We start from the raw sequence: 224 nt of genomic DNA on the forward strand, positions 1-224 counted from the left end.
AACTGCAACGGCGCAGAAGTATTGCCGGCAGCATCCTGCAGGCGCACGTCCAGCGCTTCGCCATTGGCCTGGGCCGGGGAGAGGGTGATGCTGAAGTTGCCATCGGCACCCACTGTGCCAGTGCCGATCAGGTTGCCGCCGGCATCGCGCACTTGCACGATGGTGTTGGCTTCACCTTTACCGCTGAAGGTCACGCCATCGACCAGGGCCAGGTCGGTGGGTTG

1 protein-coding gene is annotated in these 224 nt (G+C 63.8%); it reads right to left on the reverse strand.

Annotated elements, in window-relative coordinates:
- The coding region (locus ACLEJU_RS28800) for an Ig-like domain-containing protein (RefSeq protein ID WP_440776796.1) at positions 1 to 224 on the reverse strand (224 nt) is incomplete at both ends.

The sequence above is a fragment of the Pseudomonas sp. SMN11 genome (genome assembly GCF_052041945.1).
In the GTDB taxonomy this organism is placed as follows: Bacteria; Pseudomonadota; Gammaproteobacteria; order Pseudomonadales; family Pseudomonadaceae; genus Aquipseudomonas.